General features: G+C 26.1%; 22 protein-coding genes. 12 read left to right on the top strand and 10 right to left on the bottom strand.

The features are described from left to right. From D9V68_RS03210 to rpsB, 9 genes are all read right to left on the bottom strand, one after another. Positions 1 to 623: PHP domain-containing protein (locus D9V68_RS03210; protein ID WP_261979598.1), on the bottom strand; the 623-nt coding region annotated here is incomplete at its 3' end. A gap of 29 nt (positions 624 to 652) precedes the next feature. After that, complete coding sequence (gene fabZ / locus D9V68_RS01205) at positions 653 to 1117, bottom strand: 3-hydroxyacyl-ACP dehydratase FabZ (RefSeq protein ID WP_158357552.1); 465 nt, start codon at positions 1115 to 1117, stop codon at positions 653 to 655. Positions 1118 to 1167: 50 nt separating this feature from the next. After that, positions 1168 to 3570 carry an outer membrane protein assembly factor BamA gene (bamA, locus tag D9V68_RS01200; RefSeq protein ID WP_158357550.1) on the bottom strand — a complete coding sequence of 801 codons (2403 nt, stop codon included), beginning with the start codon at positions 3568 to 3570 and terminating at the stop codon, positions 1168 to 1170. Positions 3571 to 3770: 200 nt separating this feature from the next. After that, a complete protein-coding gene (gene uppS, locus D9V68_RS01195; protein ID WP_158357548.1) occupies positions 3771 to 4520 on the bottom strand; it encodes a polyprenyl diphosphate synthase in 750 nt (249 codons plus the stop codon). Positions 4521 to 4608: 88 nt separating this feature from the next. Then, positions 4609 to 5805, bottom strand: a complete 1197-nt coding sequence (gene ispC, locus D9V68_RS01190; protein ID WP_158357546.1) for a 1-deoxy-D-xylulose-5-phosphate reductoisomerase — start codon at positions 5803 to 5805, stop codon at positions 4609 to 4611. Positions 5806 to 5895: 90 nt separating this feature from the next. Further along, positions 5896 to 6453: a ribosome recycling factor gene (frr, locus tag D9V68_RS01185; RefSeq protein WP_158358255.1), complete on the bottom strand. Its 558-nt coding sequence runs from the start codon at positions 6451 to 6453 to the stop codon at positions 5896 to 5898. Positions 6454 to 6520: 67 nt separating this feature from the next. Then, positions 6521 to 7249 (bottom strand): UMP kinase, encoded by a 729-nt coding sequence (gene pyrH / locus D9V68_RS01180; protein ID WP_158357544.1) that lies wholly within the window; start codon positions 7247 to 7249, stop codon positions 6521 to 6523. Between the two features lie 51 nt (positions 7250 to 7300). Continuing rightward, complete coding sequence (gene tsf, locus D9V68_RS01175) at positions 7301 to 8113, bottom strand: translation elongation factor Ts (RefSeq protein WP_158357542.1); 813 nt, start codon at positions 8111 to 8113, stop codon at positions 7301 to 7303. Positions 8114 to 8172: 59 nt separating this feature from the next. Further along, positions 8173 to 8904, bottom strand: a complete 732-nt coding sequence (gene rpsB, locus D9V68_RS01170; RefSeq protein ID WP_158357540.1) for a 30S ribosomal protein S2 — start codon at positions 8902 to 8904, stop codon at positions 8173 to 8175. Positions 8905 to 9168: 264 nt separating this feature from the next. Between rpsB and map the strand changes: the two genes are divergently transcribed. Both map and dapD read left to right on the top strand, forming a co-directional pair. Then, the gene (gene map, locus D9V68_RS01165) at positions 9169 to 9963 is read left to right on the top strand and encodes a type I methionyl aminopeptidase (RefSeq protein WP_158357538.1); all 795 of its coding nucleotides are present in this window, start codon (positions 9169 to 9171) and stop codon (positions 9961 to 9963) included. A 53-nt stretch (positions 9964 to 10016) separates the two neighbouring features. Continuing rightward, positions 10017 to 10841 (top strand): 2,3,4,5-tetrahydropyridine-2,6-dicarboxylate N-succinyltransferase, encoded by an 825-nt coding sequence (gene dapD, locus D9V68_RS01160; protein WP_158357536.1) that lies wholly within the window; start codon positions 10017 to 10019, stop codon positions 10839 to 10841. Between the two features lie 39 nt (positions 10842 to 10880). Here dapD and degP read toward each other — a convergent pair whose 3' ends face one another. Continuing rightward, positions 10881 to 12317 carry a serine endoprotease DegP gene (degP, locus tag D9V68_RS01155; protein ID WP_158358253.1) on the bottom strand — a complete coding sequence of 479 codons (1437 nt, stop codon included), beginning with the start codon at positions 12315 to 12317 and terminating at the stop codon, positions 10881 to 10883. 259 nt (positions 12318 to 12576) lie between these two features. On the opposite strand from degP, the gene D9V68_RS01150 reads away from it, so the two are divergent. From D9V68_RS01150 to murD, 10 genes are all read left to right on the top strand, one after another. After that, a complete protein-coding gene (locus tag D9V68_RS01150; protein WP_158357534.1) occupies positions 12577 to 13632 on the top strand; it encodes an FAD:protein FMN transferase in 1056 nt (351 codons plus the stop codon). A 193-nt stretch (positions 13633 to 13825) separates the two neighbouring features. Continuing rightward, positions 13826 to 15541, top strand: coding sequence for an acetolactate synthase 3 large subunit (ilvI, locus tag D9V68_RS01145; protein WP_158357532.1), 1716 nt, complete (start codon positions 13826 to 13828; stop codon positions 15539 to 15541). 7 nt (positions 15542 to 15548) lie between these two features. Next, the gene (gene ilvN, locus D9V68_RS01140; protein ID WP_158357530.1) at positions 15549 to 16025 is read left to right on the top strand and encodes an acetolactate synthase small subunit; all 477 of its coding nucleotides are present in this window, start codon (positions 15549 to 15551) and stop codon (positions 16023 to 16025) included. A gap of 152 nt (positions 16026 to 16177) precedes the next feature. Next, positions 16178 to 17116: a 16S rRNA (cytosine(1402)-N(4))-methyltransferase RsmH gene (gene rsmH, locus D9V68_RS01135; RefSeq protein WP_158357528.1), complete on the top strand. Its 939-nt coding sequence runs from the start codon at positions 16178 to 16180 to the stop codon at positions 17114 to 17116. A gap of 2 nt (positions 17117 to 17118) precedes the next feature. Continuing rightward, positions 17119 to 17322, top strand: coding sequence for a cell division protein FtsL (locus tag D9V68_RS01130; protein WP_261979597.1), 204 nt, complete (start codon positions 17119 to 17121; stop codon positions 17320 to 17322). Between the two features lie 117 nt (positions 17323 to 17439). Then, the gene (gene ftsI / locus D9V68_RS01125) at positions 17440 to 19146 is read left to right on the top strand and encodes a peptidoglycan glycosyltransferase FtsI (RefSeq protein WP_158357526.1); all 1707 of its coding nucleotides are present in this window, start codon (positions 17440 to 17442) and stop codon (positions 19144 to 19146) included. A 37-nt stretch (positions 19147 to 19183) separates the two neighbouring features. Next, entirely contained in the window at positions 19184 to 20677 is a 1494-nt protein-coding gene (gene murE, locus D9V68_RS01120; RefSeq protein WP_158357524.1) for a UDP-N-acetylmuramoyl-L-alanyl-D-glutamate--2,6-diaminopimelate ligase, read from the top strand. Beyond that, positions 20674 to 22053 carry a UDP-N-acetylmuramoyl-tripeptide--D-alanyl-D-alanine ligase gene (gene murF / locus D9V68_RS01115; RefSeq protein ID WP_158357522.1) on the top strand — a complete coding sequence of 460 codons (1380 nt, stop codon included), beginning with the start codon at positions 20674 to 20676 and terminating at the stop codon, positions 22051 to 22053. The genes murE and murF overlap by 4 nt, the downstream gene beginning before the upstream one ends. After that, positions 22037 to 23110: a phospho-N-acetylmuramoyl-pentapeptide-transferase gene (gene mraY, locus D9V68_RS01110; RefSeq protein ID WP_158357520.1), complete on the top strand. Its 1074-nt coding sequence runs from the start codon at positions 22037 to 22039 to the stop codon at positions 23108 to 23110. Before murF ends, mraY begins: the two co-directional genes overlap by 17 nt. Further along, on the top strand, positions 23110 to 24426 hold the full coding sequence (gene murD / locus D9V68_RS01105) for a UDP-N-acetylmuramoyl-L-alanine--D-glutamate ligase (RefSeq protein ID WP_158357518.1): 1317 nt from the start codon (positions 23110 to 23112) through the stop codon (positions 24424 to 24426). Before mraY ends, murD begins: the two co-directional genes overlap by 1 nt. Position 24427: the final 1 nt, after the last annotated feature.

Raw genomic sequence — 24427 nt, 5'->3', positions numbered from 1 at the left:
CTTAAAAAACATACATCATTAGTAGCCACAACTGGAATTCCTGTAGATAAAGATAAATCTACGGCTAAATGTAAATATCTTTCTTCATTATCTCGATTAGTACGGAATAGTTCTAGATAGTAAGAATCCGGAAAATTTTTTTGATAAAAAGATAAACAAGTAGATATTAAAGATGATTTACTATCATAAAGTAAAATTTTTCCGATTTCACCTTGACAACCTCCGGAAAGTAATATTAATCCTTTATTAAGTGTTAATAGCCATTTTTTTTTAATAGTTACATTATAATTATTGATATACCCTTTTTGATACGCTCTGGAAATTAGTAAAATTAAATTTCTATATCCTTCTTGGGTAGAAGCTAATAAAGTTAATTTTGTCAATTCATTATTTACTAATTCAGAAAAAAAATTTACTGTAACACCAATAATGGGTTTTAAACCTAATTTATGAGCTGTATTATAAAACTTAATTACTCCGTATAAATTATTATAGTCTGTTATTGCAATGGCTGGCATGCCCAAAAATGCTGCTTTTTTAACTAAATCTTCAGGTTTAGATAATCCATCAATAATTGAATAATCACTGTGTACATGAAGATGAATAAATTTTGGTTTATTCATATGTTTTCCCGAAATTTATACATAAATATCTATTTATATTTTGAACAAGATTTTTTGGCAAAAATTATTTTAGATTTACAAACAATATTTTCATTTACTAAAGCTGTATTCTTAAAAATTAAAATATGTTTATTAAACTTCCAAATATTTACTTGTATAAATATTTGATCCCCAGGAATAACAGTTTTTTTAAAACGAGTGCTATCTATACCTACAAAATAATATAATTTATTTATATGTAATTGACCTATACTTTTATATATTAAAATACTTGCTGCTTGAGCCATAGCTTCAATAATTAATACACCAGGAAAAATAGGCTCTTTTACAAAGTGACCTTGAAAATAAGGCTCATTTATAGTGCAATTTTTTATTGCATTTAAAAATTCAAAATTTTTAAAGTTTAAAACTCGATCAATAAGCAAAAAAGGATAACGATGAGGCAAAATTTTAAAGATTTTTTTAATATTCAAAGTATTATTTATAGTATTCAAAATATTTACTCTATTTCTAATTCAAAAAAAAATATGAGTTTATTTAAAAATTACCAATTTTTACCAAGATGCAATTGAAATGGTTCTAATTGATAATTTTTATTTGTCTGAATAGGAAAAGAATAAGAAAATACTAATGGACCAATAGGAGAAAACCATTGTAAGGATAGACCAACTGATGAATAAATATCATTCAAAATACTACTGTCTGAGAATTTTAGAGAATCAGCACTTTTCGTACTATTGGATTGTGTATCCCAAATATTACCCGCATCCAAAAATAAAGAAGTTCGAAGAAATTGCGAATATTTACTTTCTAAAAAAGGAAGAGGGGTAATAAGTTCTAAATTAGTTATCAAAGTAGCATTTCCGCCAACAGAATCAAAAGATTCACATATATTTTTATTTTTAAATCCAATACATTTTTCTAAATCATTATTATAGATTTTTTTAGGACCAATGGTATTAGGACGAAAACCGCGAATATTATTCATACTACTGATATTAAAATTTTCATAAAAAGGAAATTCATTTGCTTTAGTAAAACTATTTCCTATACCCATATTAATATGGCTTAAAAATATGAATTTTTTCCCTTTATTTAATGGAATATATTCTTCGCTATCTAATATTAATTTGTAAAAATTATTATCAGAACCGGGGATTGTGTTCTTTCCACTAATATATGTTTTGTTACCAGAAATAGGAAAGTAAAGATATTCTAAACTATCATATATCCAAGAATAATTCATAGTAAAGTCATCTACTAAACTATTTTTTAATAATTGTACATCTAATATTTTTTTTATTGATGAAGAATTTTTGACTACCTTTTTTTGATTATTAATACCATTATGAGTATATCCAAAACCAAAATTTACTTTGTTAGTATTATTGATCAAAAATCCTAAATTAGCCTCGAAACCATAAGTGTTTTTGATAAGATTTGAAATACTATTAAAATTATATTTAAAATCGTTATAAAAAAATCTATTATTTAAATCTATATTATTAGACATGAAATAAGGATAATTCGTTGACAAATCTATGTATTTTTGATTATTATTTTTAATAGCACTTACTTTTAAAGAATTTCCAGAACCTAATATATTTTCTTGAGAAAAAGAAGTATTAAAACTTATTCCGCTATCTATTCCATATCCCAATCCAAAGTTTATAGAACCAGTAGGTTGCTCTTGTACTTGGTAAGTAATATCTACTTGATTAGATTCTTTAGAATGTATATTTTTTATTACTTTAACATTGCTAAAATATTTAGTTCTTTCTAATAATTTTTTACTAAGCTCAACTAACTTAATATTAAAGTATTCACCTTCCATTTGCTTGATTTCACGACGTAAAACTTTATCTTGAGTTAATTCATTTCCTATAAAATTAATTCTTTTTACAAAATAACGTTTATTTATATCAATATTAAAATTTAAAACTATTGTTTTCTTTTCATGATCAATTTTTGGTTCCACAATAATTTTAGCATTAATATAACCATTCTCAGATAAAAATCTTGTTATTTCATTTACTATATAGTTGATTTTATCTTTATTATATAATTCATAATAATTGATTTTAACAAAATCTGTAATTCTTTTTTCATATGGAAATAAATTTCCATTAATAAAAAAATTTGAAATTCTATATTTTTTTCCTTCGGAAATATTTATGATAATATCTAGATAATTTTTATTTCCAGAAAGATCTAATCTTTTAGCATCAATATTGAAATAAAAATACCCTTTATTTAAGTAAAAATTATTTAAGTTTTCTAAATCTTGATCTAATTTCTTTGGAGAATAAAGACTTTTATCTAAAAAATTCCACCAAGAATGATGATTTTTCAACTTAAAAATTGACAAGATTTTATCTTCAGAAATATCTTTGTTTCCAAAAATTTTTATACTATTAATTTTTATTGATTGACCTTCATCAATAATTATTTCTAGATGAACAGTGTTATTTTCCGAAAAATTTTTTAATATTTTAATATTTGATTTATATCTACCAAGATTATAGTAAACATCTTGTATTGTTTTTATAAATATATTCTCTAAAAAAGAACTAAATACACTGCCTTTGACAATATTTAATTTCCTTAAATATGTATTTAAAACGGAAGTATTAATAATGTTATTACCAGAAATGATGATATTAGAAATAATAGGTTTTTCTTGCACATTAAATATTATAGTTTGTCCAGAATAAGTTACTTCAATATCTTTATATTTACCAGTTTCAAATAAAGACCGTATACTATTTTTTACATCATATTCAGAAAATTTACTTCCAATATTAAAAACAATATTTTTTAATGCTTCTTTTTCTGAAAAATTTTTTAATCCTTTAAACTGAATATCTTTTACGATCCATATATTTTTCCCATAAACTTCTACACTACAAAATATTAAAAAAGCTATAAAAAATTTTTTAATTGACATTATTATTAAAATTTTCCCTACAATAGATTTCATCTGATGTAAAGTTTATTTAAAACAAAAACTTACTATTTAGAAGAAAATAAAAAGTAAAAATAAAATTTAAAAAAATAATTTTTTTTAATTATAAATTAAATAAATGACTTTTAGATACAATTTAAATTTTATTCATATAAAACATCTTTATAAAATAATACTATTATTTATATTTTTTTAAATCCTCCAAAACGACGTTCTCGAGATATAAAAGAATCTATAGCATTTTGAAAAGAACAGTCATTAAAATCTGGCCATAAAACATCGGTAAAATATAACTCAGAATAAGCTATCTGCCATAATAAAAAATTACTAATTCTTTTTTCTCCACCTGTTCTAATAACTAAATCTACGGGTAGGAGTTCGCTAGTTGATAAATATTGAGTAATTGTTTTTTCTTCAATTTTTTCTGTTTGTAAAACGCCGTTTTGAACTTTTTTAACTATTTTTTTAACACTTTGAATTATGTCCCATCTTCCACCATAATTAGCTGCTATGTTTAATATTAAACCATTATTATTTAAAGTTATTTTTTCTACTTGATGAATACGTTTTTGTAATTTTTTATTAAAATGTGTTATATCTCCAATAACTTTTAATCTAATATTAAATTTTTTGAAATTATTAATTTCACTATCTAATGCAAAAAAAAATAACTCCATTAAAGATTTGATTTCAAATACTGGACGATTCCAATTTTCACTACTAAAAGCGTATAATGTTAATATTTTTAAATTGTTCATAATAGAAAATTTTACTGCTTTTTTTACTGCTTTAAAACCTTCTTTATGACCTAAAATACGCATTTTTCCTTTTTTATTAGCCCATCGTCCATTTCCATCCATAATAATTGCTACATGACGAGGATTTTCTTCTTTAAACTTGTCTTTATATTTTAATGAAGATGTATACCACATAATACGTATAGATTTCTCTTAAAAATAGAATTTTATTTAAAATTCTGAATAAAAATAATTGATTAGTGCATTGTTTAATAATACACATTTAAAATACTAAAGATGATACTTTATTTTTAGCTAATATTCTTGCTTTCCTATCAATTTCTAAAACATCTTCAATAGAGTTAGGTTCTGAAAAACAAGAAGACATTAATATTTCAATATTTACTTCATAAATTTTAGTAAAAGAAATTTTAGAATCAAGAAAAGCTGAAACAGCAATTTCATTAGCAGCATTTAAAGTAGTCATAGCGGCTTGACCTTGAGAAAAAGAATCGATAGCCAATTTTAGACATGGAAATTGAGCAAAATCAGGTTCAAAAAAAGATAAATGATTTATTTTTGAAAAATTTAAAAGACTAGCTCCAGAATGCACACGATTAGGCCAAGACATTACATATGAAATAGCAATTCTTATGTCTGGAACTGATAATTGAGCCAATAAAGTACCATCATAATATTGAACCATAGAATGAATAATTGATTCAGGATGAATTAAAATTTTAATTTCTGATTCTAAAGCGTTAAATAACCATCTAGCTTCAGCATATTCTAAACCTTTATTCATCATCGTTGCTGAATCCACAGAAATTTTTCTTCCCATTACCCAATTAGGATGAGAACATGCTTGCAATGGAGTTACGTTAGACAACTCAGATGCAGAAAAATTATAAAAAGGACCTCCTGAACCAGTTAATAAGATGTATTTTACACCATTTTTTTTTAATGGAGCAATACCTAAATTTTTTTGAATTTCTAGAGGTAAAACTTGGAAAATAGCATTATGTTCACTATCAATAGGAAAAATCTTAGCCCCACTGAAAGCAACTGCTTTCATAAATAAATAACCGCATGTAATTAAAGATTCTTTATTGGCTAATAATATTGTTTTTCCAGCATATATTGCAGACAAAGTCGGCAATAGACCAGCCATTCCTACAATTGCAGAAATTACTTGATCTGTACCTTCTAACGAAGCTAATTTGCAAATATCTTTTTCTCCAGAAAGAACTTGTGTTTTAATCTTTCTTTTTTTTAATTTTTTTCTGAGTATATTAGCAGATTTTTTATCTCTCATAGCCACCCAGTCAGGAGAAAACAACTCACATTGTTTCAACATAGTTGTAATATTTGTATTAGCCACTAAAGCAATTACTTTAAATAAATTAAGATTTTTTTGAATAACGGACAATACGCTAGTACCAATAGAACCAGTTGATCCTAAAATGGTTATTTTTTTCATAAATATTCTTGTTTTTAAAAATAAAAAATTTTTTATTTATATAACAAATACTTTATTACATAAAATGTGTGTCGTTTTAAGAGGAAATTTTTAAATCTTCATAAGATCTTGTTCTTTTTTAAATAGAATAATATCTATTTTTTTTATGTATTCATCTGTCATAATTTGTATTTTGATTTGTGAAATACGTTCATCATCTTCACTAATTGTTTTATCTTTTAAAAGCCGTTTTATCTTATCGTTTGAGTCTCTTCGAATATTGCGAATACTAACACGACTACTTTCAGCATCACTGCGAATAATTTTGATTAGTTTTTTTCTTCTTTCTTCTGTTAGTGCAGGTATGGGTATTAATATATCTTTACCATGTACGATAGGATTTAAATCAAGTTTTGAATTTAAAATAGACTTTCTAATTAAAGATGTAATAGAATTGTCAAAAACATTGATTCTAAGAGTACGAGCATCTTCTACTATTATATTAGATAATTGACGTAGAGGAGTTTTAGCCCCAAAATACTCAATATAAATACTATGAAGCAATGTTGGTGATGCTCTTCCAGTTTTTATGTTATTAACATTATTTTGAAATTTTTGAATACAAGATTCCATTCGTTCATTACTTTTTTTATTAATCTGATTAATCACATGATTACCTATACGATATATTGATATTGAAATAAATATCATTATATTTCTTTTTTAAAATTACAATTTATTGAGTAATAAGAGTACCTTCGTCATTTCCCATAATAATACGATATAAGGATCCAGGTTTATTTATATTAAAAACTCGAATTGGCAAACGATAATCTCGAGCTAATATAAAAGCGGATAAATCCATTACTTTTAATTCTTTTTTAAGAACATCTTTATATGTTAGTTCTTTATATAAAATAGCATTCGCATCTTTTTTAGGATCGTTTGAATATACTCCATTAACTTTAGTGCCTTTCAAAATTATATCGGCTTCTGTTTCAATGCCCCGCAAACAAGCAGCAGAATCGGTTGTAAAAAAGGGATTACCTATACCTGCAGCAAATATAATAATAAAATTATTAGATAATAAACTTATTGCTTTTTGACAACTGTATATTTCACAAATACCATTTAATGGTATTGCAGACATCAAACACGTCTTAATAGAAGAAATTGAATGTATCGTATCTCTCATTGCTAAACTGTTTATAACAGTAGATAATATACCTATATGATCAGCAGCTACTCGATTTAAACCTAATTTAGATAATTTTGAACCGCGGAATAAATTTCCACTTCCAATGACTAAACCTACCTGAATACCGATATCTACTACGGATTTAATTTCTTTTGCAATTCTTTTTAAAGAATTTACATCAATACCAAATTCATTAATACCTTGCAAAACTTCTCCACTTATTTTTAATAAAATACGTCGATATATAAATTTCTTATTAGTAGACATATTTCTCAACCTAAATATATTTTATATTAATATAGCTTTAAACTATAACAGTTATTGAAGAATAATTTCACCTAATTCAAATCTAATAAATGATTTAATACATCCATTATACTCATTCAGTACATCTCCTACTTTCTTCGTAGGATCTATAATAAAACTCTGGCTTGTTAAAGAGATATTATTAACAAATTTATTCATTTTTCCTTCAATAATTTTTTTTAATACATTAGCGGGTTTTTGAAGATTCTTTGCTAGTTCTAATTGAATTTGATATTCTCTTTCAAATACGGTATTAGTCACATTTTTTGGATGTAAATATTCTGGTTTACTTGCAGCAATATGCATTGCGATACTTTTAAGTATTTTTTTATTGGAAAAATTAGCATCAACTAATACACCGATTCGAACTCCATGAACATAGTAAGAAATGTTTTCACCTTCAAGAAATTGGAAACGACGTATATTAATATTTTCACCTACTTTTAAAACTAAGTCCGTTCTTTTTTCTTCGAACATAGATTTTAATTGATTAATATCTTTTATATTTTTTTCTAATGCTGTTAGTATAATATCTTCTCCGAAAAAAATAAATGCATCATCTTTAGCTACAAAATCAGTTTCACAATTCAATTCAAGAAGAACACCAACATTATTTTGAGTTTGTGCAAAAATCTTACCTTGATTTGTAATATTATTTATTTTTTTTTCAGCACTTAACTTTCCAGATTTTCTTAAATTATCAATAGATAATTCTATATTCCCATTTTCTTCTACTAATGCTCGTTTGCATTCCAAAAAACCTACTCCTGTACGAGATCTAAGCTCTCTAATAAGAGAAGCGGTGATATTATCAATAGAAGTCATATTACTTTCCTTTTTACCTTTTTAATCAATTTATTTAAACTTCGATAAAACTTTTATATTTATATATCTATGATATTTTCAGTCTGTATAAATACTTCATTTGATAAATTTTGATTATTTATCCGAGAAATACTCAAAGATACAGATTTTAAATATAAATTTACGGATCTAATAGCATCATCATTACCAGGTATAATATAGTCTATACCATCAGGATTGGAATTAGTATCAACTATAGCAAATACAGGAATACCTAAATTATTAGCTTCTCTTATAGCAATATTCTCATGTGCAGCATCGATAACAAATAGACAATCAGGTAATCCTCCCATGTTTTTTATACCACCCAAACTATTTTCTAGTTTAGATAATTCTCTTGATCTTATTAAAGCTTCTTTTTTAGTTAATTTAGAAAAAGTACCATCTTTAGATTCTATCTCTAAATCTTTCAAGCGTTTAATAGACTGTCGAACAGTTTTCCAATTTGTTAACATTCCCCCTAACCAACGATGATTTACATAAAATTGTTCACAATTAATAGCAGCTTCTTTTATTCCGTTTCTTGCTGCTCTTTTAGTGCCAACAAATAATATCCTGCCTTTTTTAGAAGAAATTTTTTTTAATTCACTAAGGGCAAAATTAAACATTGGAAGAGTTTTTTCTAAATTAATAATATGTACTCTATTACGAATGCCAAAAATAAAAGGCTTCATTTTTGGGTTCCAATAACGCGTTTGATGACCGAAATGAACTCCTGCTTTTAACATATCTCTCATTGATACTATTTCCATAATTTTTTACCTTTTAAAAAAAATATTGTATAAGTATTATCTTAAATTAAAAATAAAGATCAATATATTAATTTTTTATTTTTGTTTTATATGATTTTATATAACATATAAAATAATTTATATCATATTTTTGATACGAATAATATTAACAATTATTTATATATTTTATATAAAAAATAATAAAATTCAAAAAAGAAAACATTTTAAATGTATAATTTATATATATTTTGAATTTAAAAATGATATGAAAAAACGGCTAATATTATGAGTTTTATAATTAAAACAGAATCAGAAATTAAAAAAATGCGTAAATCTGGAAAATTAACTGCTGAAGTGTTAGAAATGATCGAAAAATATCTTCAGCCTAATATAAGTACAGAAGAAATTAACCAAATTTGTCATGATTATATTGTTTATGAAAAAAAAGCTATTTCGGCATGTTTAGGATATCATGGATTTCCAAAATCAATTTGTATTTCTATTAATGATGTAGTCTGTCATGGAATTCCAAACAAAGGACAAATGTTAAAAGAAGGCGATATAGTCAATATAGATGTTTCTATTATCAAAAATAATTATCATGGTGATGCTTCAAAAATGTTTTGTATAGGAAAAACAAGTATTTTATCTAAACGTTTATGTGCAGTTGCTCAAGAAAGCCTATATCGATCCTTAAAATTAATTAAACCAGGTATTAAATTATATAAAATTGGAGAAATTATTCAAAACTATGTTGAAGGTAATAATTTTTCTGTTGTAAAAGAATATTGTGGACATGGAATTGGTCGTAATTTTCACGAAGAACCACATGTTTTACATTATAAAAACAAAGAAAACAACATTATTTTAAAAAAAGGAATGATTTTTACTGTTGAACCAATGATTAATGCTGGAAATGCTCAAGTAAGATGTATGAAAGATGGATGGACTATAAAAACTAAAGATCGTTCTTTGTCAGCGCAATATGAACATACTATACTTGTTACAGAGTATGGGTGTGATATTTTGACATGGCAAAAAAATGAGACGATTTCAGAAAAATTAATTAATAACAATTAACTTTTTTATAAAAATAATCTTCTTTTTCATTAATAAATTAGGTGAAATTCAAAATGAAAGAACTTAAAAAAATAATTGAAGAGGTCTATGAAAAAAAAAATGAAATAGATCTTAATAACATCGATAACAATATTTTTAAAACTATTCTTCACATTATTGAATTATTGAATAATGGTACCATAAGAATTTCAGAAAAAAAAGATAATACCTGGATTACCCACACATGGTTAAAAAAAGCAGTTCTTTTATACATCTATATAAAAGAAAATAATCTTATAAAAGGTAGTCATACTAATTATTATGACAAAATTCCATTAAAATATGCAAAATATGACGACCAAAAATTTAAAAAAGAAAAAATTCGCATAGTACCACCAGCAACAATAAGATATGGAGCATTTCTTAATTATAATACAGTAATTATGCCTTCTTATATAAATATAGGTGCATATATTGATAAAGGTACAATGGTTGATACCTGGGCTACAATAGGATCTTGTGCTCAAATCGGTAAAAATGTACATATATCTGGTGGAGTAGGTATAGGGGGTGTTTTAGAACCATTACAAAATAATCCTACGATTATTGAAGATAATTGTTTTATTGGTGCCCGTTCTGAGATAGTAGAAGGAGTTATTATAGAAAAAGGATGTGTAATTTCTATGGGTGTTTTTATTGGACAAAGTACTAAAATTTATGATAGAGAAACTGGGGAAATTTTTTATGGAAAAGTACCAACTAATTCCGTAGTAGTTTCCGGTAGTTTACCCTCTAAAAATAGGAATTATAATCTCTATGCAGCCGTTATCGTAAAAAAGGTAGACTCAAAAACATTAAGTAAAACAGAAATCAATAAATTATTAAGAAATGTCAGATAAAAAAACCGCCCGTTTTTTCGGGCGGGACTATTCTTATAATTATTTACTTACTAAGTATATACTATCACTTCCCCTTTTGACACTAAAAACTAATATTGCGGGTTTAGCATCTAAAATTATTTTTAATTCTTCTAAATTACCAACTGATTGTTGATTTATTCCAATAATAATATCATCTTTTTTCAGACCTATTTTTGATGCTGAAGTATTTGATTTAACATTTTCTACTTTTATACCTTTTTGTCCATTTAAAAAATAATTACTTAAATCTGCACCTTCAATTCCTATATAGTTTTTTTCTGAATTTAAATTATTTTTTAAAGAATGCTTCAATTCAACAATTACATTTTTGATTTTTCCTTCTCTAAATATTCCTAATTCCATTTTAGTTGTCACTGGTAAAGATCCAACTTCAGCACGCAATGCTGAAAAACTGGAAATAGGTTTTTTATTTAAAGAAATAATAATATCACCAGCTTTGATACCCGCTTCAAATGCGGAAGAATCAGGCAATACCTGACTGACAAAAGCACCTTTTTGTGCATTTATTTTCATAACTTGTGCTAAATCTGAATTTAATTCCATACCTATTATGCCCAATTCTCCTCTTCTTACCTGTCCAAATTGAACCATTTGTGCAGTCAAATTTTTTACCATATTACCTGGAATAGCAAATCCTATGCCAATATTTCCACCCTCTGGTGCCAAAATGGCTGTGTTAATTCCTATCAATTCACCATTTAAATTAACTAATGCTCCACCAGAATTACCTCTATTAATTGCTGCATCAGTTTGAATGAAATTTTCATAATGTTCAATATTTAAACCACTGCGTCCTAATGCAGAAATAATACCAGAAGTAACAGTTTCCCCAAGACCATATGGATTACCAATAGCTACAGTATAGTCTCCTACTCTTAAAGAATCAGAATCAGCAATTTTTATTTCACTTAAGTTATTTGCATTTTTTAATTGTATCAATGCAATATCAGAACGCGGATCTTTTCCAATTATTTGGGCTTCATAACGACGTCCGTCACTTAATTGAACCTGAATTTTATTTGCATTTTCAACAACATGATTATTTGTTACTGCATATCCTTTATCAGCATTAATGATCACACCAGAACCTAATGCGTGAAATTTTTCATTTGTATCATCAGAATCCGGATTCACTCGACAAAATGGAGAATGTCGAAATGGTGAATTACCCTGACAAAATGGAGAATTATCACCAAAAAAAGGTTGAAATTGATGGGGTAGACGAGAAGTACGAACAATAGTACTTCCTTCAATATTAATACTAATTACTGAAGGCATAACTTTTTCTAACATTGGAGCCAAACTAGGAGCGACTGCTCTTGAAACATTGCTATTTTTTTCAGAAGGAATAACACTACTCCAAGACATTCCAAAACTTAGTAATAGCGTCAACATTAGGATTACTTCGCTTAATACCATAGCTATTCTTTTCATTATTTCTTTCTCATAATTACAATCTAATCTGTAAATAAAACTATTATAATATTTTCCGTAATAGGATGAATTTTTATTATACACGCCATCTCTCTTTAACTCCATTGCTCGTTAATATCTAGATATGAAAATTTATACTAATATTGATTAGTTAAAAAAAATAAATGTTTACATTCAAAAAAAATCGAAATTAAAAATTTTTGTATAAAAAAATATGTTTTATAATTTTTTACTTAATATCTATATAATTAGGAAAAGTATGTTATTTGTATTTTTTAATATCATTATCAGTATTTTTATTTGTACTATATTTAGTATAGCTAATTTTTACAATAAACCGGTTAATAAAGAAAAACAAAATATTATAATATTAACAGGAAAAACCATGGGAACATATTGGCAAGTTAAAATTCCCAATTTAAAAAATAAAGTATATATAAAAAATTTAATGCAAAAATATTTAAATCAAGATGAAAACATGCTTTCGTCTTGGAAAAAAAATTCTATAGTATCAAAATTTAATAAAAGAAAAAAAAATCAACCTCAAATAATTAATAAAAAATTTTATCGTGTGATTGCAACAGCACTAAAAATCAATAAAAAAACTCATGGAAAATTAGATATTACAATTGGTTCATTAATTGATATATGGGGATTTGGTACTAAAGAAAAACCTATTAGTTATCCTTCTCAAAAAAAAATTAATTATTATGTAACTCTTTCAGGCAGCCAACACTTAAAGCTTATTAAAAATTCTTCAGGAGTTTATCTAGAAAAGGATATCAACGGCATAAAAATTAATCTTTCCACTCTTGGGGAAGGTTTTGCTGCAGATCATTTATCATATATACTTAAAAAAAAAGGAATAAAGAATTATACAATATCAGTCGGAGGAACTGTGTTAGTTAAAACAGAAAAAAATAAAAAAGCGAAAATAATTGCCATTCAAAAACCAACTGATAAAAAACAATCAATACATTTACTTGTACGTTTAAAAAACAATTCCATTAGCACAGCCGGTATATATCGTAATTATTACTATCTTCAAGGAAAATGCATTCCACACTTGATTGATCCTAGTAACGGAAAACCTGTTACTCATAATTTAGTATCAGTAAGTGTTATTGCTCAAACAGCTTTAGAAGCGGATGGCTGGGATACGGGATTGTTGATATTAGGTTTTAAAAACGCTAAAAAATTAGCATTAAAAGAAAAATTAGCTGTTTGTCTTATCACTCAAAAAAAAGACGTTTTTTTAACATGGACTTCACCTGAATTTAAACGATTTTTAATTAAAAAAAACAATTTTTACTAATTTTGTATTTAAATATCAAACAACATAAATTATACTTAATACTTTATATTGATTGATAATATCTGATATTATTGTAATAATAAAAATTTATCAAATTACATGACGCTAATTTTATCTAGATAAAATACAGGATAAACTGATAGATAGCGAACTAGGAAATAAAACCTACTAAATTAGTATCCTGGAGGAAAAAATGGAAATATTATCAGGAGCCGAAATGGTCGTTCGATCGTTAATTAATCAGGGAATAAAGCATATATTTGGTTATCCTGGTGGCGCTGTACTAGATATTTATGATGCTCTAAAAACTGTTGGCGGAATCGAACATATTCTAGTCCGTCATGAACAAGCTGCAACTCATATGGCTGACGGTTATGCTCGTTCTACTGGAAAAACAGGAGTAGTACTAGTTACTTCTGGTCCAGGTGCTACTAATGCCATTACTGGTATTGCTACTGCATATATGGATTCCATTCCTATGGTTGTAATCTCAGGTCAAGTGGCTTCTTCATTGATCGGTTATGATGCTTTTCAAGAATGTGATATGATTGGTATTTCTCGCCCAGTAGTTAAACATAGTTTTTTAGTTAAAAAAACTGAAGATATAGCAGTAATTTTTAAAAAAGCTTTCTGGCTAGCATCAAGTGGACGACCAGGACCTGTAGTGATTGATTTACCAAAAGATATCTTAAAAAAAGAAAATAAACACTCTTATAAATGGCCGGAAAATATTTACATACGTTCTTATAATCCAACAACCAAGGGGCATATAGGACAAATTAAAAAAGCACTTGATACATTATTAAAAGCTCAAAAACCTGTAATTTATGTAGGTGGTGGTATCATTAGTTCTGACAGTAATGAAGAACTACTTATCTTTGCAGAAAAAACAAACTGTCCTGTTACCAGCTCTTTAATGGGACTAGGTGCATTTCCAGGTAATCATCCTCAAAACATTTCCATGTTAGGAATGCATGGTACTTATGAAGCTAATATGGCCATGCATCATGCCGATGTAATTTTTGGAATAGGTGTTCGATTTGATGACCGAACTACAAATAACTTAAATAAATATTGTCCTAGTGCTACTATTTTACATATTGATATTGATCCTACTTCTATTTCTAAAACTGTTTCAGCTAATATACCTATTGTTGGTGATGCAAAATATATTCTAAAAAAAATGTTAGAATTACTTAAACAAGAAAAAAAAATTCCATGTTTAAAAAATTGGTGGAATTCTATTGAAAAATGGAAAAAAACTAATAGTCTAGAATACGATGAAACAAGCATAAAAATAAAACCACAAACGGTAATCAAAACACTTTTTAAATTAACAAAAGGAACGTCTTATATCACGTCAGATGTTGGTCAACATCAAATGTTTACTGCGTTGTATTATCCCTTTAACAAACCTAGACATTGGATTAATTCAGGTGGTTTAGGTACTATGGGATTTGGACTTCCCGCAGCATTGGGTGTTAAATTAGCTTTACCTGAAGAAACTGTAATTTGTATAACTGGAGATGGTAGTATTCAAATGAATATTCAAGAACTATCTACAGCAAGACAATACAATTTGGCAGTGTTAGTACTAAATCTTAATAATTCTTCTTTAGGTATGGTTAAACAGTGGCAAGATATGATTTATTCGGGAAGACACTCTCATTCCTATATGGATTCACTTCCAGATTTTGTAAAATTAGCAGAATCTTATGGACATATTGGTATAAAAATTACCAAACCTACGGAATTAGAAGAAAAATTAATACTAGCATTAAATGCAGTATCTAATGGTCATTTAGTTTTTGTAGACGTCGAAATAGATAATTCTGAGCACGTTTATCCTATGCAGATTCAAGGTGGTGGTATGAATGAAATGTGGTTAAGGAAAAAAGAGGTTTCCTAAAAATAATATGCGAAGAATTTTATCTATTCTATTAGAAAACGAATCAGGTGCATTGTCACGCGTAATAGGACTCTTTTCACAAAGAGGATATAATATAGAAACTATAACAATAGCACCAACTGAAGATCCTACTTTATCAAAAATGACTATACAAACAGTGGGAAACGAAAAGACTATTGAACAAATTGAAAAACAACTGCATAAACTAATAGACGTATTAAGAGTAGTAGAAATTGGACAATCTTCTCATATAGAACGTGAAATTATGTTATTAAAAGTGCAAATAAACAATTATAGAAAAGATGATGTTAAACATGTTACTGAAGTATTTCGAGGACAAATTGTAGATATTACCTCTACGACATATATACTGCAATTATCTGGAACTACAAAAAAACTTGATTCTTTTCTTAAAATAATACGTAATATATCAGAAGTAGTCGAGGTAACTCGATCTGGAATTGTTGGAATTTCTCGTGGATAATTTTTTGTAACAATTTATATTTATTAAAATATTTAAATCTAAATTAATAATCTGCAAAAAAACAATTTTTCCTTAATAAAAAAATAAAACATGGTCATGTTATTAGAATGACCATGTGCTTTCTTCTTATTTTATATCATATATATTTCACAATGAATCACACACTCAAACACATTCCAGTAATGAAAAAAGAATTAATTGATTCTTTAAAAATTAAAAAAAATGGTATTTATATCGATAGTACATTTGGTAATGGTGGACATTCAAATGAAATCTTAAAAAAAATAGGGAAAGATGGAAAACTATATTCTATTGATAGAGATCCAACTGCTTTCTCTATAGGTGATGCTATTACAGATTCACGTTTTCATATAATTAATCAAACATTTTCAATGTTATTAAATTATGCTCAAAATAATAATATAATAGGAAAAGTTAACGGAATTATATTTGATTTAGGCGTCTCTTCACTACAACTTGATAATTATAAAAGAGGTTTTTCATTTAAACAAGATGGTCCTTTAGACATGAGAATGAATCCTAATTATGGAATTTCTGCTTCAGATTGGCTATTTAAAAGTAATGTTAACGACATTGCTTATATTTTAAAAAATTTTGGAGAGGAGCGTTTTGCAAAAAAAATTGCTTATGCTATTAACAATAGAAACAAAATAAAAAAGATAACCAGAACTGTAGAATTATCTGATATTGTTAGACGAGCTATACCACAAAAAAATACATTTAAACATCCAGCTAGAAGAACTTTTCAAGCTATTAGGATTTATATCAATCAAGAATTAGAAGAAATAAAAAAAGCTTTAGAAAGTGCAATAAAAATATTGAAACCAGGAGGACGTTTATCTGTTATTAGTTTTCATTCTTTAGAAGATAGAATAGTAAAAAAATTTATGATTAAACATAGTAGAAAAGCAATAGTACCATATGGGATACCTATTACAGAAAAACAATTAAATCAGTTAAAAAAATGTAAATTGAAAATTATTAATCGAATATTACCCACTCAAAATGAAATTAATAACAATCCTAGAGCTCGTAGCTCAATACTTCGTATAGCAGAAATACAAAAATAAACATGAAGAATAAACGTTATGATTTACTAACAATAATTAAAAATGATTTTATTTTATATGGAAAAATGCATTTGATTTTATTAATAGCAATTATATTATCTGCTAATTTCATTGTTATTACAGTTTACAAAACTCGTCTATTGATTACTCAAGAAGAACAATTGCTTTTAAAAAAAAAAAAAAAAATGATGAGTGGAGAAATTTAATAATTGAAAAAAACGCTTTATCCATAGATTCTACAACACAAATAAAATAATATCGACTTAAAAGAGAATAATCTTGCTTTAACAAAGAAATGTAAATTGATGGATATTACGTAGAAAATGCACAGAAAAGAGAAAACCAATTTTTTTAAAGAAAAAATAAAAAAAACAACATACATGCATAAGCGGTTTTTTATATTATGTAGTTTTATTTTTGTATCTTTAATTATTTTAACACTACGCATAATTTTTTTACAAATAATTAATTCTAATCTACTTATTCTTGAAGGAGATCGTAGGACATCAAGAATACAGTCTTTACTCAGTACAAGAGGAATTATTCATGATCGATCAGGATATCCTTTTGCAGTAACTGTATCAGTGAATGCGATTTGTGCAGATCCCTCGAAAATTACTAATAAAAAAAATATTCAAAATGATCTAAGATGGAAAGCTTTATCTGAAATACTTTCTATTCCATTAAAAAAAATCATTTTCACTATTAATAATCATATACAATCAAAATTTATTTATTTAGCCCGTCAAATTACTCCTGAAATTGGAGAATATATCAAACAATTAAAGTTACCTGGAATTTTTTTATTAGAAGAATCTAAAAGATATTACCCTTCTGGAAAAATTGCAGCTCAACTAATAGGAATAACAAACATAGATGGAATAGGCATTGAAGGTGTAGAAAAAAGTTTTAATAAACTCCTAACAGGAAAACCTGGAAAACGAAAAATAAGAAGAGATAATAAAGGACAAATTATTGAAAATATATCTTTAGTTAATAAATGCGTATCTAATAGCTTAACACTGAGTGTAGACAAAAAATTGCAAACTATTGTATATCAAAAATTAAACGAGGGAGTTAAAAAAAACAAAGCTGATTCTGGTAGTGCAGTATTAATTGATATTAAAACTGGAGAAGTTCTAGCAATGGCAAATAGTCCTTCATATAATCCTAATAACATAAATAATAGCTTAAAAAACAATATTCGTAATAAAGCTATCACAGATATTTTTGAACCTGGTTCCACAATAAAACCAATAGTAATTATAGAAGCATTAAAACTTGGAATAATTAAAAAAGACTCAATAATAAACACTAAACCTTATTTCATAAAAAAACATCAAATAAAAGATGTTTCATATCATGATCAGCTTAGTATAACTGGAATATTGCAAAAATCGAGCAATGTAGGAGTATCAAAAATAGCATCTTCTATACCGATCCTAAAATTAGTTGACAGTTATATTAAATTTGGATTAGGACAGCCAACTAAATTAGGATTAATTGGAGAAAATAATGGTGTTTTGCCTAAAAAAAAAATTTGGTCTAATTTAGAAAAAGCTACTTTTTCATTTGGCTATGGACTTATGGTTACTCCTCTTCAGTTAGCGCGATTATACGCCACGATTGGCAGTTATGGAATCTATCGCCCTCTTTCAATTACAAAAGTCAATTATCCTGTATATGGAGAAAGAGTTTTTCCCAAAAAATATGTACAAAATGTAATTAATATGATGGAAAGTGTTGCTAAACCAGGTGGAGGCGGTGTACAAGCAGCAGTTAAAGGATATCGCATTGCAGTTAAAACTGGTACTGCAAAAAAAGTAGGATTAAGAGGGCAGTATATAAAAAAATATATAGCTTATACGGCAGGAATTGCACCAGCTAGTGAACCAAGATTTTCATTAATAATTGTTATTGATAATCCTAAAGGAAAAAAATACTATGGAGGTGCAGTGTCTGCTCCTGTCTTTAGTAAGATAATGACATTAATATTACAAAAAAGGAATATTCAACCAGATGATTTATAATCAATAAGTAATTATAAATCAAATTAAAAGGAAATAAATGAATAAAATTTGCTTAAAATATTTTTTATTACCATGGATAAAAAATGCTCCAAAAATATATATATTAAATTTAAATACAGATAGTCGAACATTAAAAAAAGGAGATTTATTCATAGCAATACCAGGAACAAAAAAAGATGGACGCAATTTTATTTATGAAGCTATCTGTAAAAAAGTATCTGCAATACTATACGAAACCAAAAAAAAAGGGGAGCATGGAATATTTAAATATATTCATAACATTCTTATAATATATTTTTTTAAACTGTCGGAAAACGTCTCAATGCTTGCGAGCCGATTTTATAAAAAACCAAAAAAAGGATTAAAAATTGTTGGCGTGACTGGTACTAATGGAAAAACAACTGTAACACAATTAATTAATCAATGGAGTGAAATATTAGGCAATAAAACTGCAACAATGGGTACTTTAGGGAATGGTTTTTATAATGCTTTATGTCCTACACAAAACACAACCTCTTCTTCTATTTTTATTCATTCTTTTTTATCTAAAATATCAGAAAAACAAACTAAATTAGTAACTATGGAAGTGTCATCACATGGATTAATACAAAACCGTGTTAAAGAAGTTCCTTTTGACATTGCTATATTTACAAATCTCACACAAGATCATTTAGATTATCATGAAAGTATGGAAAAATATGCATCAGCAAAATGGTTGTTATTTAGCACACATAAAGTTAAAAAAATCATATTAAATGCTGATGACAAATATGGAAAAATATGGTTAAAAAAACTATTCAACTATTATACAATAGCAGTTACTATTAAAAATACTGCACAAAAAAAATATTCTACAAAATGGATTAATGCTACTAATATTGAACATTATAATAATTTGATTTATATTACGTTTGAATCAAGTTGGGGAATAGGAAAAATATCATCTTCTTTAATTGGTACTTTTAATGTTAAAAACATACTATTATCATTAGCTTGTCTTTTGGAATTAGGTCATAGTTTATGTAGCCTAATTACCACATCTAATAAAATAACACCTATAACAGGTCGAATGCAAACATTTATAGTTGCTAAAAAACCTATTTTTATTATTGATTATGCTCATACACCTGATGCATTAAAAAATACACTGAATGCTATTCGTTTACATTATAAAAAATACATATGGTGCATATTTGGATGCGGAGGAGAAAGAGATAAAAAAAAACGTTCTATAATGGGAGCTATAGCAGAAAAAATAGCTAATAAAGTTATTATTACTAATGACAATCCTAGAAATGAAAAAGAAATGACAATTATTGAAGATATTTTAAGCGGATGTAAAAAAAAGAAAAAAATATTAATTATAAAAAACAGACAAGAGGCAATATCTTATGTTTTCTTAAAAGCACAATATAATCATGTTATTCTTATAGCTGGAAAAGGACATGAAGAACAGCAAATAATTCGAGATAGATGTATATATTATTCAGATAAAATGATCGTTTTAAAATTATTGGAAAAAAATATATGATTACTTTATCGTTAAAAAAAATTGCTTTAATTACTAATGGAAAATTATATGGAAAAGACTTGTTTATAGATAAAATTATTATTGATACTCAAAAAATTGTTCCGGGTTGTTTGTTTGTTGCTTTAATAGGAAAAAGATTTGATGCGCATATATTCATACAAGATGCAATTAAAAAAGGCTGTTCTAGTATTATAACACAAAAAAATATAGTCTGTTATGTTTCTTATGTTTTAGTAGATAATACATCGATTGCTTTAGGAAAAATTGCTGCTTGGATTCGCAAGAAAACAAATGCAAAAGTATTAGCCATCACTGGTTCTTGTGGAAAAACTTCAGTAAAAGAAATGACTGCATCTATACTTAAACAAAATGGAAATACAATATCTACTATTGATAATTTAAATAATAATATTGGTGTTCCTATGACTTTGTTACAGTTAACACATCAAAATAAATATGCTGTAATTGAACTAGGAGCAAATAAACCAGGGGAAATTTCTTACACAAGTAATATTACTCAACCAGATGTTATATTAATTAACAACATTCACTACGCTCATTTGCAAGGATTTAAATCTTTATTAGGAGTATCTAAAGCAAAATCAGAAATATTTTCTGGTCTTAAATCGAATGGTACAGTTATTATCAATTTAGATAGCAATCATCTTTCGCAATGGAAAAAAAATATAAGAAAAAAAAATATTTTATATTTTTCTATTAAAAAAAAAAAATATAGCGATTTTTTTTCGAGTAATATTAAAATTAATTTAAATAGTACTTCTTTTACTATGCATACACCATGTGGAAAAATAAATATTTCACTACCTTTCTTAGGTCATCAAAATGTCTCTAATGCATTAGCTGCTAGCGCTCTTTCTTTTTCTTTAAAAATACCTTTAAAAAAAATAAAAACAGGATTATTCAACACTCCTATTATATCAAAAAGATTAGAATCTATTATATTAGCAAATCCTTGTAAAATTTTAATTGATGATACTTATAATGCTAATGTTTCTTCTATGATTTCAGCAATAAAAGTATTAGAGAAAATGCCAGGTTATAAAATATTAGTTACAGGAGATATGGCTGAATTAGGAGAAAAAAGTATTTTATATCATCAAATGATAGGTAATACTGCTAATTTATCTAAAATTAATAAAATTTTTAGTATTGGAAAAATAAGTCATGAAATTACTAAAATTTTTAATAATGGAAAACATTTTTTTGATAAAAAAACATTAAATCGCTATCTGAAAAAGATATTTTTGGAGAAAAACAAAATTACAATCTTAGTTAAAGGATCTCGTGATGCAAAAATGGAGGAAGTAGTAGAATACCTTATCGAGGAGAGTAAAAAAAATGTTGATTTTGTTTAATAAATATTTCAATTCTCATTTAAGTTTTATTTCTCATATTTCATATCGTGCCATATTAAGCTTATTAACCTCTTTTTTTATTAGTTTATTGATGGGTTCATATTTCATAAAATATCTTCAAAATTTACAAAAATATCAAATAATACGACAAAACGGACCAAAAACACATCTCTTAAAAAAAGATACGCCTACTATGGGGGGGGTGTTTATTATACTCTCTATATTTTTTTCAACAATTCTATATTGTAATTTATCTAATCTTTATATTTGGTATGTTATCACTATTTTAATTGGATATGGTTTAATAGGTTTAATAGATGATTATAAAAAAATAAAATATAAAAATACTCAAGGATTAGAATTAAAATGGAAATATTTCTGGTTATCTATAGTTGCTTTTGGACTAATTTATACTATTTATAGTAATAATTCAAACATTATTCCTACTCATTTAATAGTCCCTTTTTATGCACAAAATTCTTTTGAAATAAATTATTTATATATATTTCTATCTTATTTTATTATTGTTGGTGCTAGTAATGCAGTCAATCTAACAGATGGATTGGATGGTTTAGCTATCATGCCCGTTGTTTTTACAACATGTGGTTTTACATTAATATCTTTTTTAAGTGAAAATATTAATAGTTCTAATTACTTACATATTACTTATGTAAAAAACTCAGGAGAGTTAGCTATATTGTGTACTGCTATTATTGGATCAGGATTAGGCTTTCTATGGTTTAACACCTATCCAGCTAAAATATTTATGGGAGATGTTGGATCATTGTCATTAGGTGGTTGTTTGGGAACTATAGCAATATTGTTACATCAAGAGCTATTGTTATTAATAATGGGTGGTATTTTTGTTTTGGAAACTATATCTGTTATCTTACAAGTTGTATCATTTAAATTTAGAAAAAAAAGAATTTTTAAAATGGCACCAATTCATCATCATTATGAAATAAAAGGAATATTAGAACCTTTAATCATTATAAGATTCTGGATTATCTCATTCATATTACTTTTAATAAGCCTTATATCCTTACAGGTGTGTTAATGTCATATAGTTATTTTGGTAAAAAAATATTGATTTTAGGAATTGGATTAACGGGAATATCCTGTGTTAATTTTTTTTTAAAAAAAGGAATTAAGCCTAAAATTATTGATGAATCTAGACATCCTATTCATTTTTTCAAACTTCCTAAAAATATTAAATATCATCTAGGTAGTTTAGAACATAAGTGGATTTTAGAATCGGATTTAATTATCATAAGTCCAGGAATTTCTTCATTTAAACCAATTTTAGTCCAAGCTCGTTTATTAGGAATTGAAATTATTAATGATATTGAATTATTCGCTAGAGAAGTAAATTTACCTATTATTTCAATCACAGGTACTAATGGAAAAAGTACTGTGGCTACAATGGTTGAAAAAATTGCAAAAAATGCAGGTTATAAAGCTTTTTTAGGTGGAAATATTGGTACTCCTGTATTAAAACTGCTTTATAAAAAAGCTGATTTATACATTGTAGAATTATCTAGTTTTCAACTAGAAAATGTATTTACTTTAAAATCAAAAATAGCTATTGTTCTCAATATTAGTGAAGATCATATTAATCGATATCCAAATGGATTTCAACAATACAAGAAAATTAAACTATCTATTTACAATCAGGCAAAAATTTGCATCTTTAATTCTAAAGACAATGTAAAAAATCTAATCAAAAACAAAAATAAAATTAGTTTTGGTACAAAAAAAAGTGATTATCATATCTATGATAAAAAAAAATGTTCTATTTTATACTATAAAAATGAAAAAATATTGAATACTTGTAAAACATTATTATATGGTCGTCATAATTATGATAATGCATTAGTCTCTTTAGCAATTTCTGATGCAATGAAATTTCCTAGAAATTGTGCAATAGATGCGCTTAAAAATTTTTTAAATTTACCACATCGATTTCAAATAATCAAAAAAGATAAAGGAATAGATTGGATAAATGATTCTAAATCTACTAACGTCAATAGTACTAAAATTGCTTTAGAATCGCTAAATACCAAAGGAAAAATACGGTTATTATTAGGAGGAGACAGCAAATCTGCAAATTTTAATATATTAAAAATTTATTTCAGAAAACTAAATATAAAAATTTATTGTTTTGGAAAAGATGGTATTAAACTTTTAAAAATATGCAAAGAAAAATCTACTTATATTGAAACTTTAGAACAAGCAATGATCTTAATTTCCAAAGAAGCAAAATTGGGTGATAGTGTACTTTTATCTCCTGGATGTAGCAGTTTAGATCAATTTTCTAACTTTGAAGAGAGAGGTAATCTTTTTATAAAATTAACAAAGGAAATAAATTCTTGAA

The sequence above is a fragment of the Buchnera aphidicola (Hyperomyzus lactucae) genome, assembly GCF_005081705.1.
Classification (GTDB): domain Bacteria; phylum Pseudomonadota; class Gammaproteobacteria; order Enterobacterales; family Enterobacteriaceae; genus Buchnera; species Buchnera aphidicola_Y.
The sequence above is the reverse complement of the archived record's forward strand: the minus strand, read 5'-3'. Positions and strand labels throughout refer to the sequence as shown.